Source organism: Acidaminobacter hydrogenoformans DSM 2784 (assembly GCF_900103005.1).
Lineage (GTDB): Bacteria > Bacillota > Clostridia > Peptostreptococcales > Acidaminobacteraceae > Acidaminobacter > Acidaminobacter hydrogenoformans.
This window is the reverse complement of sequence record NZ_FMWL01000026.1, coordinates 24,317-34,080: the sequence shown is the minus strand read 5'-3', so window position 1 is coordinate 34,080 and position 9,764 is coordinate 24,317. Positions and strand designations below refer to the sequence as shown.

The following is a 9,764-nucleotide window of genomic DNA, read 5'->3' as shown; positions in this document are numbered from 1 at the left end:
CTTTGACCGAAGTCGCCGTTCCAACTAATCGCGCTCGACTTGCATGTGTTAGGCACGCCGCCAGCGTTCATCCTGAGCCAGGATCAAACTCTTAATCATAATCCTTAACTTGCAGTTATATCACTGACCTCTGCATTATTTCCATAATCAGAAATCACTTCGCCGGTTCCAAGCAGAACCGACATTTATTTCAGAATTTTGGGTTGTACACTGTTTAGTTTTCAAGGATCGAATGGTCGCTTTTAAAGGAAGTTTTTCGACTCGCCATCTCAAGTGACTATTACAGTTTAACACTGTGATTTGTAGTCGTCAAGAGTTTTTTCAATTTCTTTGTTTGTTTTCTGAGGCGTTGTCTCGCAAGCGTTCAGCGACTTGATTATCTTAGCATCTCAGATTGCGTTCGTCAACTATGTTTTTTCAAAAAAGAGCAAAGTTTTTTCCTTCCTTAAAGCAACTTTTGCTTTATCGAATCACATTGGGATTTTGGAAGTTTGGATCAGTGCGTTCCAGATGTAAGTAAGAGAGAAATGAATGACCGAAGCCCTCTGTGTGGTTTATCGAGACCATCGGCAGAGGGCTTTTCTTTCATCACTATAACAATTTTTAGACTTCTGCTGGAAGATATTTTTTCAAACCCTCTAAAACCTGCGGCGCGCACATAGGATTTACGAGATTCCCCGTGCCCACCGCAATGGCAGATGCGCCCGCAAGGATATACTCAAATGCATCTTCAGCGTTCATAATGCCGCCCATGCCAATGATAGGAATCCCAACGACGGATGCGGTCTCATAGACCATGCGCACGCCTACTGGCTTCACAGCGGGACCGGAAAGGCCGCCTATGCGGTTGGCAATAATAGGGCGGCGCGTCTTGAGGTCAAACGCCATACCTGTAATCGTATTGATCATGGACAGGCAGTTCGCGCCAGAAACCTCTGCGGCCTTAGCAATCGTTCGGATATCCGTAACGTTGGGGCTCAGCTTGACAATGATGTGCTTTGAGGTCACATTCCTGACGGCTGAAGTGACTTTTGAGGCCATCAGGGGATCGGTCCCAAAGGCCATCCCGCCGCTTTTGACATTAGGGCAGGAAATATTGACTTCTATGGAGTCCACATCTTCTTTGTCGAGGATCTTCGCCATTTCAACGTACTCTTCCAGGGTGTTGCCATTGATATTGGCAATGATCTTGGTGTCGAACGTCCGAAGAAACGGAATTTCGTCGCGAATGAAAGCTTCGACGCCAGGGTTCTGAAGGCCAACACTGTTGATCATCCCCATTGGTGTTTCTGCGAGCCGCGGAACGGGGTTGCCTTCGCGTGGCTTGAGGGTAAGGCCTTTGACGGATATAGCGCCCAGTAGGCTCAGGTCGTAGAAATCCGAGAATTCCCGCCCAAAGCCAAAGGTGCCAGACGCCACGGTGACTGGATTCTTGAGTACCAGGCCATTCAAATCGACGTTATTCATTTGCACTCGAATACGACCTCCTCTGCTTTGAACACGGGTCCCTCAATGCACGTCCTGAGCATATGGACTTCGCCGTCCCTCTCAATGGGTTTGGCGCAGGTCAAGCAAGCGCCAATGCCGCACGCCATGCGCTCTTCTGTCAGAAGATGGCCCTTTTGGGATCTCGATTTCAGGGAAAGCTGAACCATATGAAGCATAGCGTCCGGGCCGCAGCTGTAAACATGGCGTTCGGTTTCATCAGCTTCTTGAGCCATCCAGTACTCGACGACGTTTCCGTGGTAAAGGCCATCGACGGGCTCCATGGTGGCTATAAAAAGACCATCGGCCACTTTTTTGAAGTTTTCGACGAGGTAGGGTTCATTTTGGTAGCCCAAGTAAACGTTGACTTTAGTGCCAGCTGCAGACAGCATTTCCGCAAGCGCCAGCAGCGGCGCGGTGCCAATACCGCCGCCAAGGAGCGTCGCTTCAGCAGCAGGGGCTTCAAGGTCAAAGCCATTTCCCAGCGGGCCCACCGCAGAAACCCATTCACCAGGTTGGGCTGCGCATAACAGCTCTGTCCCCTTACCCACTTTGCGGATGACAAAGGTCATGGTCGTGTCATCCCAGGTCGACAGGCTGATAGGACGCTTGAGCAGGGGAAGCTCTCTCGACTTCAAGGCCAGATTGAAAAACTGGCCGGGTTTGAGGGCTCCAAAATCCAGATGCCGCTCAAGCACCAATGAAAAGATGCCTTTAGCTATTTCATCTATTTTAATAATTTTCAGGTCGCGAATGGCCTTCATGGCTAAGCCTCCCAGTACTTCTTGCCGGCGCGCTCCAGCGCGGCATTGAGGTCGTCTCTGGATTTCTTTGCGGCTTCAGCGATTTTCGCGCCAAAGTCTTCCTCTTCTCCGAAGGCATAGATGACACCTCTGGAGGAGTTGACAACTGCCCCCAGTCCTCGGGCGTCAAACCCTTGCGTCGCGTCATCCGCGCTTCCGCCCTGAGCCCCATAGCCGGGAATCAGGAAGAAGCACCCCTCAAGTGAGCTCCGAAGCTGACTCAGCTCCTCTGGATGCGTAGCCCCAACGACTGCGCCAAGCGGCGTGTAGCCAAAGTCGCCTTTAACCGCGAAAGGACTTTCTTTCAGCATGTCTCCCACCACATCAAAAACGCAGCGCTCGCCAATTTTCTGATTTTGCAATTGACTGGAGGTTTTATTCGAGGTTTTGACCAGGAGAAAGGTCATGCCGTCTTCCTTTGCCGCCCATTGACTGAAAGCGTGATTCGAATCATCTCCAAGATAGGGATTGATCGTGACAGCATCCGACTCAAAGGCTCTTCTTTTTTCGCCAAGAATGTCCGTATAGCCCAAATGGGCTTGAGCATAAGCTTCCGACGTCGTTCCAATATCCCCGCGCTTTATATCTGCTATGACATAGAGTCCGAGGGCTTTAGCGTATGCCGCCGTCTTTCTGTAGGCTTCAAGACCGGGTACACCGAGGGCCTCATAAAAAGCGATTTGGGGTTTAACCACAGCTGCATAAGGTTCAATGGCGTCAAGGACAACCTTGTTGAATTTGAACACTGCGTCTGCTGCGGCCTCCAGGGTTTTGCCACCCTTTTCTATATCCTTCCTTAGGCTTTCCGGCAGTTTTTCAACAACGGGATCGAGTCCAACACAAAGCACACTTTTCTTCTCCATAATTTTTCGAATTAAACGATCAGCGGACATTTTTCTCATCACTCCTGTATAAGACTTGATCTCCCAAAATTACACACTTAACAGCCCCGGTCATTTCGTGTCCAATATATGGGCAGTTTTTCCCTTTGGACACTAAATCTTCTTCTTTAATGGTGAAGCTTTCATCCAAATTAACAAAGACAAGATCTGCAAAATGCTGATTTTCAATGATGTTGTCTTCCCGACCTATAAGGTTTCTTGGCGCAAAGCTCATGAGTTTGACCAGTGTTCTCAAACTGATGCCATTCGCCCTCAATGCGGTATGCGTCGCAGAAAAAGAATATTCAAGGCCGCTGAAGCCATAGCTCCCTTGGCCGTACGGACAGCGCTTGCTTTCAATTTCATGCGGCGCGTGATCTGACGCGATCATGTCCACCGTGCCATCCTTGATGCCTTCAATCAGCGCGGCAATGTGCTTTTCGCCGCGCAGTGGCGGATTCACCTTATAAAACGCCGTTGTGAAGTTCAATCTGTCCGCGTTAAAGAAAAGATGATGCGGCGCGACCTCCGAAGTCACTCTGACGCCTTCAGCCTTGGCTTTTCTAACCAGTTCTATACTTTCTTTGGTGCTGAGGTGCGCCAGGTGCAGCCTTGTCTGAGTTTCCGCGGCCAGTTCAATATCCCGTTTAACCATATGCCACTCACCTTCGGGCGGGTATGGCGCATCTTTAAATTCTACTGTAAGCGGGTGATCCTCACAATGGGTGACAACGATCCCGCCTACTTTTTCTACCCTGACAAGCGCTTCCTTAAACCGTTCCGGCGACTGGACCTCATGACCGTCTTCCGAAAAAAGCTTGAGATTTTTCGCGGCAAGGGCCTCAACGTCTACAACGGTCTCTCCCTTTTGCCCCAGGGTCACTGCCGCGAACTGCAAAAACTCTACCTCAGACAGCCCCTTCGCTTTCTCAACGAGGGCCTCAATTCGGTCCACGCTGTCCAGTGGCGGCTTTGTGTTTGGCATGGCGGCCACGAGGGTAAACCCGCCTTTTTCAGCTGCCCTAAGACCGGTTTCCAGGGTTTCTTTGGCTTCAAATCCCGGTTCCCTGAAATGGACGTGAAGGTCAGCAAAGGCCGGTATTCCAATCCATCCGTTGGCGTCAATCACCTCATGGGCTTCAGCCATCAGCTTTTCACAAGACTCGTTGCCGATGGTCTTAACAACGCCATCCTCAATCAAAAGCGGCCCCTTATCCCATTCCAGGGATGCGCCCCTCAAATAGGTCGCGTTAAGTATCAAACGTTTCATCCGCTCGCCTCCTCAAAATCAAAAAACCCCTTGCAGTTGTCTGCAAGGGGAAGGATACCGGCACTTCAGCCGGTTCATTCTCATCAGTTCGACCTTACAGGCATCTCGTACCTGGTTAAAGGTGCTGTCATTTAAATGGCTCTATCCAAAATATCATACCCATACGTCAATGTCAATCTGAATCTGCCCTCATGGTACCGGGATACACTTGGAGAATCTTATGAGAATCACGAGGCGCTGTTGGAATCAGCCGCGATCCGAAGACTTCATATTTATGTTTTCACCTGTATGGAATTACATCCGTTTATCTTCTTCAAAACGTTTGACACTCTAAAACAAAGTATGTTAGTATTAGTCGAATTCAATACAGCCTTTAACTCAGTCCGAGAGATTGGGAAGGCGCAACGTCACTTACGGTGCTTCGACACCTAAAGTATGATGCCTTTGTGGCCTTTTTCCTCTGGGAAAAAGGTCTTTTATTTTGTCCACTCCCCAATTATTAAAGGAGGCGCTTATATGAACCAAGTCCGACACTTGATTGAACCAGAGGATTTCACCCTGGAAGAGCTGATGCACCTTGTCGACACCGGACTCACAATCTTTGATAACCCTGCTAAGTACAGAAAGGTTTGCGACGGCAAGATCATGGCTTCCCTGTTTTTCGAGCCAAGCACCCGTACCAAGCTGAGCTTCGATTCAGCCATGATGCGGCTCGGCGGACAGGTTCTTGGCTTCAGCGACGCCAATACCAGCTCGACGGCAAAAGGCGAATCCCTGGCAGATACCATTAAAGTCGTCAATGACTACTCTGATTTGATCGTCATGCGTCATCCCAAAGAAGGTGCGCCTAAACTCGCGACACATTTCGCCACAATTCCAGTCATCAACGGTGGCGACGGCGGTCACCAACACCCCACCCAAACCCTTACCGATTTGATCACTATCAAGCGCTTTAAGGGCCGCCTCGACAACATGAAAATTGGTTTCTGTGGCGACCTCAAATTTGGCAGGACCGTACATAGCCTTATTCGTACGCTGGCGCGGTTTGGAAACAAAGAATTCTATCTGATTTCACCAGATGAGCTTACGCTCCCGGTTTCACTCAAGCGACAACTGGAAAAGCAAGGCGTCAAGCTGATTGAAGTCCGCTACCTGGAGGATGTTGTCGAAGAACTGGATATGCTTTACATGACGAGAATTCAGAAAGAGCGTTTCTTCAATGAGGAAGACTATGTCCGGCTGAAAAACACCTACATCTTGAACCGCGATAAAATTCGTACCGCTAAAGAAGACCTGATCATCCTGCATCCGCTGCCTCGTGTCAACGAAATTGCCATTGATGTGGATACCGATCCAAGAGCTGCCTATTTCGAACAATCCAAAATGGGCGTTTACGTTAGGATGGCACTGATTTGCAAACTGTTGGAGGTGGGCCCTTATGCTAGAGGTTAAAGGTATCCAAAACGGCATTGTCATAGACCACATAAAAGCTGGAAACGGACTCAAAATTTTTAACAAATTGCTCTCTGAACACATTGATTCACCTGTCGTTTTGCTGATGAATGTCGACAGCAAAGCCCTCGGCAAAAAAGACATCATCAAGCTTGCAGATGTCTTTGACATTGATCTGGATATTCTCGGTTTGATTGACCACAACATTACCGTCAATATTGTCCGGGATTCTAAAATCACAGATAAGCGCAAAGCGAATATCCCAGAGGAAGTCACCGGCCTCTTCAACTGCATCAATCCAAGATGCATTACAAATTCGGACGCTTATGCGGTTCCAAAATTCAAGCTTTACGAAATGAACGGTTCTGCGGAGTACATCTGCAGTTATTGTGAAGAAATTACGAAATATCGATTGTAAACGAAGGGCTTCTTCAGAAGCCTCATAAAAAAAAGGCGTTTGGTTGGGGACAGTCCCCAACCAAACGCCTTTTATTATTGACATTAAAGTTACAGCTTCTTGGAGAATAACCCCAGTACAAAGATCACGGCAAGACCAAAGATCATGAGGCCTTTCTGAGTAATGGACATGATGCCCGCTACAGCGACGATTGCAATTGCAACAGGAATGACATATTTAACGAGGTTGTACCAGATTTCAAAAAGCCCGAAGGATACTGTCCCGTTGTTGGTAAGCTCTTTTCTGAGGTCTTCCTTGTTGACAAACCAGCCTGTGAAAACACAAAGGAGAAGGCCGCCAATAGCGAGGAAGATCTTGTCTGTCAAGATATCAAAGAAGTCGAACGCGCCGACACCCAGGAAGGTCACGCCTGACATTGCGCCAAGGGACAAGGATGCGAGGACACACATGATGACCATGATTGTAGAGGAGATATAAACCGCTTTTTTACGCGCCATGTTTCTTTCATCCATGAGATACGCGACGACAACCTCAAGAAGGGAAACAGACGAAGTCAGCGCGGCAACTGTCAGCGCGACGAAGAAAAATGCGGATAGAACCGGGCCAATACCGCCCATAGCTGCGAAGATGGAAGGTACGACGACGAAAACCAGTCCAGGGCCAGACGTTGGCTCAATACCGAACGCGAAGAGCGCTGGGAAGATTGCAAGGCCGGCGAGAAGCGCAGCGCCTGTATCCATGGCTGTGACGATAAATGCGTTGGAAGGAAGATTCTCTTCTTTGTTGAGGTAGCTGCCGTAAGTAATCATACAGCCCATGCCCAGTGACAGTGAGAAGAACGCTTGTCCAAGAGCCGCGAGGAAGGTAGCGCCAGTTACTTTTGAAAAGTCAGGTTTGAAGAGGAATTCAAGACCTGCGCCTGCGCCCTCAAGGGTCATACCTCTGATCGCGATGAGGATTAAGATTGTAAGCAGGGTTGGCATCAAAATCTTGCCGGCTTTTTCAATACCGCCAGCGACGCCTTTTGCAACGATGAACACGTTCAAGACGAGGAAGAGCGCCATCCAGGCGAGTGGCTCCACCGGATTGGTGATAAACGCGCCAAAGGTATCTCCTATGGCTTCAGGTGCTGCAGTCAAACCCGTCAGGGATTTTACGATATAAGCGATAGCCCAGCCGCCAACGACCGGATAAAAGCCCATGATCAAGAATCCGCTGAGTACCCCAATAACGCCCGCAAAAGTCCAGTTTTTATTCTTGCTCTTGTAAGCTCCAACTGCGGCCTTGCCGGAGTTACGACCGACTGCGAACTCAGCGGTCATAATACTGAGTCCAATGACAAATACGAAAAATAGATAAATAAGAATAAATGCACCGCCGCCGTTCATACCGGTCAGATAAGGGAAACGCCAAATGTTTCCGAGGCCGACCGCGGAACCCGCGGCTGCCATGATAAAGCCAATCCGCGAACCCCAGTTTTCTCTTTTTTGTCCTGTTTGATCCATAAACTACGCCTCCTTTTTAATTGAAGATAAGAATGAAAATAATAATGCATCTATGATTCAACCGCGCAATTGGGTTTACACGGTGAAGCATCATGGATCAACCTTTTAGTTACTCAAAGAACGAGTGTTTATAATCATAGCATTTATAAAATCAGTCTACAATATGGAAGCGTTAAATTTGAATTTTAATCATATCGTTCGTGGAAACGCGTCTGGCAGCACTTCAACTTAAGTTTGTTAACTTTTTTTAATATTCACAATTATTTTAGCATATTGAGTAAAGCTTTTCAATGAAAACGGTGAACTCCTTATGAAATCATTGATTGCGCCACCGCGACAAAATTTCTTCCGCGACGCGTATGCCGTCAATGGCAGAGGAGGTGATGCCGCCGGCGTAGCCCGCGCCTTCTCCACATGGAAATAAGCCAGGGTGTGAAATGGACTCGAGGCTCCTTTCGTGACGCACCAGGCGTACGGGGGAAGAGCTGCGGGTTTCAAAGGCGGTGAGGATGGCTTCACCATCGGCAAAAGCTTTCATCTTTTGACCCATCTCTGTCAAACCTTCCTGAAGCGCCTTGAGGAGAAACGTTGGCATGACCGCCCTGAAATCCGCCTTGACCGGATCCGGCCTATAAGTAGGTGCGACCCCCTCGTGATGCCTCTCAGGATCAAAGGGTCGAAAGCCCAGGAATTCATCCACCATCATGTAGGGTGCGCCATAGGTCCTTCCCCCAAGCTCGAAGGCAGCCTTTTCAAGTGTGCGCTGAAACTCAACCCCAGCGAGAAGCTGATCGCCGCCAAAGTCCTCCGGCGTCACAGTAGCCAAAAGGGCACTGTTGGCGTTCTCAAGGGCTCTGGCGCGCCTACTCATGCCATTGGTCACGACCCCGCCGCCCTCAGAGGACGCCGCTACGACCTCACCACCGGGACACATGCAGAAGGTATAGACGCCCCTGCCTTCAGTGGTCTTCGCTGTAAGCTTGTACTCCGCAGCGCCATAACGCCCTTTCAAGCTGTCGAGATGTTCACCGTACTGCTGTGCGTCTATGTCCTCTTGCCTGTGCTCAATGCGAAGACCAACGGCGAAAGGCTTCTGAGTCATCTCCACACCCTCTTCATGAAGCATAGTCACGGTATCTCTGGCGCTGTGACCTATTGCAAGAATTACTATTTCGGAATGGATGGTTTCACCGTTAGAGAGGGTGAGTTCAAAGTGTCCACCCGGCAGCCTTTCAATTCTGTCTACCCTGGTATCAAACATGAACGTGCCGCCCTGGGCTTCAATCCGGAGGCGCATCCCTTTCACGACGCCTCTGAGAATATCTGTCCCAATATGAGGCTTTTGACGGTATCTGATGTCCTCAGGTGCCCCGAGGGCCGCAAAAAGGTCAAGGACCTGCTGCCCCCTTGGATCTTTGCTGCGTGACGTCAACTTGCCGTCAGAAAACGTGCCTGCGCCGCCTTCTCCAAATTGAACGTTGCATTCCGGATCAAGAACGCCGGAGGACCAAAACCGTTCGATCGCTTCTGCGCGGCGTTCAACCCGGCTGCCGCGCTCTATGATCAGCGGCGTCAGCCCCTGACGGCTTAGCAGCTCAGCCGCGAACATTCCCGCCGGTCCAAAACCAATGACGACAGGTGGATGAGCAAGTTTTATTCTATTGTCAGCCTGGGCTTTCTGAGGCTCTGCGACTATATGCGGAGGCTCAGGAAGCTTTTCCGCATCTTTGCCCAGCCGCTTCAAAATACTGCCTTCTTTTGCACCGACTTCCAAATCAATACTGTAAACTACTCTCGGTGCCTGGCCTTTACGCAAATCGAGGGATTCTCGCGCGATCCGCCAAGTTAAGGGCCCCGCGCTGCCCATTCCCAGCTTCTTTCTCAGCTGAGCTTCAATCTCCTCAGTCCTGTGGTCAATGTTCATTTTAATTTGATGGACGCGCAGCATAT

Annotated in this window: 8 protein-coding genes and 1 rRNA gene; 2 read left to right on the top strand and 7 right to left on the bottom strand. The window is 49.5% G+C overall.

Translation table 11 applies throughout. The annotated features are described in order from the left end of the window. The 5 genes from BLP63_RS15590 to BLP63_RS15570 form a co-directional block, all read right to left on the bottom strand. Positions 1-99 (bottom strand): 16S ribosomal RNA (locus tag BLP63_RS15590); the annotation flags it as partial. Positions 100-603: 504 nt separating this feature from the next. Beyond that, a complete protein-coding gene (locus BLP63_RS15585; protein ID WP_092593237.1) occupies positions 604-1,467 on the bottom strand; it encodes a dihydroorotate dehydrogenase in 864 nt (287 codons plus the stop codon). Next, on the bottom strand, positions 1,464-2,249 hold the full coding sequence (locus BLP63_RS15580) for a dihydroorotate dehydrogenase electron transfer subunit (protein WP_092593233.1): 786 nt from the start codon (positions 2,247-2,249) through the stop codon (positions 1,464-1,466). The genes BLP63_RS15585 and BLP63_RS15580 overlap by 4 nt, the downstream gene beginning before the upstream one ends. 2 nt (positions 2,250-2,251) lie before the next feature. Then, positions 2,252-3,181, bottom strand: coding sequence for an orotidine-5'-phosphate decarboxylase (gene pyrF, locus BLP63_RS15575; RefSeq protein ID WP_170829503.1), 930 nt, complete (start codon positions 3,179-3,181; stop codon positions 2,252-2,254). Next, positions 3,171-4,439 (bottom strand): dihydroorotase, encoded by a 1,269-nt coding sequence (locus tag BLP63_RS15570; protein ID WP_092593228.1) that lies wholly within the window; start codon positions 4,437-4,439, stop codon positions 3,171-3,173. Before BLP63_RS15570 ends, pyrF begins: the two co-directional genes overlap by 11 nt. 516 nt (positions 4,440-4,955) lie before the next feature. Between BLP63_RS15570 and pyrB the strand changes: the two genes are divergently transcribed. Further along, positions 4,956-5,891 carry an aspartate carbamoyltransferase gene (gene pyrB / locus BLP63_RS15565; protein ID WP_092593226.1) on the top strand — a complete coding sequence of 312 codons (936 nt, stop codon included), beginning with the start codon at positions 4,956-4,958 and terminating at the stop codon, positions 5,889-5,891. Next, complete coding sequence (locus BLP63_RS15560; protein WP_092593224.1) at positions 5,878-6,309, top strand: aspartate carbamoyltransferase regulatory subunit; 432 nt, start codon at positions 5,878-5,880, stop codon at positions 6,307-6,309. Before pyrB ends, BLP63_RS15560 begins: the two co-directional genes overlap by 14 nt. An 89-nt stretch (positions 6,310-6,398) precedes the next feature. On the opposite strand, the gene BLP63_RS15555 is transcribed toward BLP63_RS15560, so the two are convergent. Both BLP63_RS15555 and BLP63_RS15550 read right to left on the bottom strand, forming a co-directional pair. Continuing rightward, complete coding sequence (locus BLP63_RS15555; RefSeq protein WP_092593222.1) at positions 6,399-7,814, bottom strand: sodium-dependent transporter; 1,416 nt, start codon at positions 7,812-7,814, stop codon at positions 6,399-6,401. A gap of 316 nt (positions 7,815-8,130) precedes the next feature. Further along, positions 8,131-9,762: an NAD(P)/FAD-dependent oxidoreductase gene (locus tag BLP63_RS15550; RefSeq protein ID WP_092593220.1), complete on the bottom strand. Its 1,632-nt coding sequence runs from the start codon at positions 9,760-9,762 to the stop codon at positions 8,131-8,133. Positions 9,763-9,764 lie beyond the last annotated feature (2 nt).

Coding starts and splice junctions, on each gene's coding strand:
- BLP63_RS15585 (WP_092593237.1), bottom strand. CDS start 1,467: ATGAATAACGTCGATTTGAATGGCCTGGTACTCAAGAATCCAGTCACC.
- BLP63_RS15580 (WP_092593233.1), bottom strand. CDS start 2,249: ATGAAGGCCATTCGCGACCTGAAAATTATTAAAATAGATGAAATAGCT.
- pyrF (WP_170829503.1), bottom strand. CDS start 3,181: ATGTCCGCTGATCGTTTAATTCGAAAAATTATGGAGAAGAAAAGTGTG.
- BLP63_RS15570 (WP_092593228.1), bottom strand. CDS start 4,439: ATGAAACGTTTGATACTTAACGCGACCTATTTGAGGGGCGCATCCCTG.
- pyrB (WP_092593226.1), top strand. CDS start 4,956: ATGAACCAAGTCCGACACTTGATTGAACCAGAGGATTTCACCCTGGAA.
- BLP63_RS15560 (WP_092593224.1), top strand. CDS start 5,878: ATGCTAGAGGTTAAAGGTATCCAAAACGGCATTGTCATAGACCACATA.
- BLP63_RS15555 (WP_092593222.1), bottom strand. CDS start 7,814: ATGGATCAAACAGGACAAAAAAGAGAAAACTGGGGTTCGCGGATTGGC.
- BLP63_RS15550 (WP_092593220.1), bottom strand. CDS start 9,762: ATGCTGCGCGTCCATCAAATTAAAATGAACATTGACCACAGGACTGAG.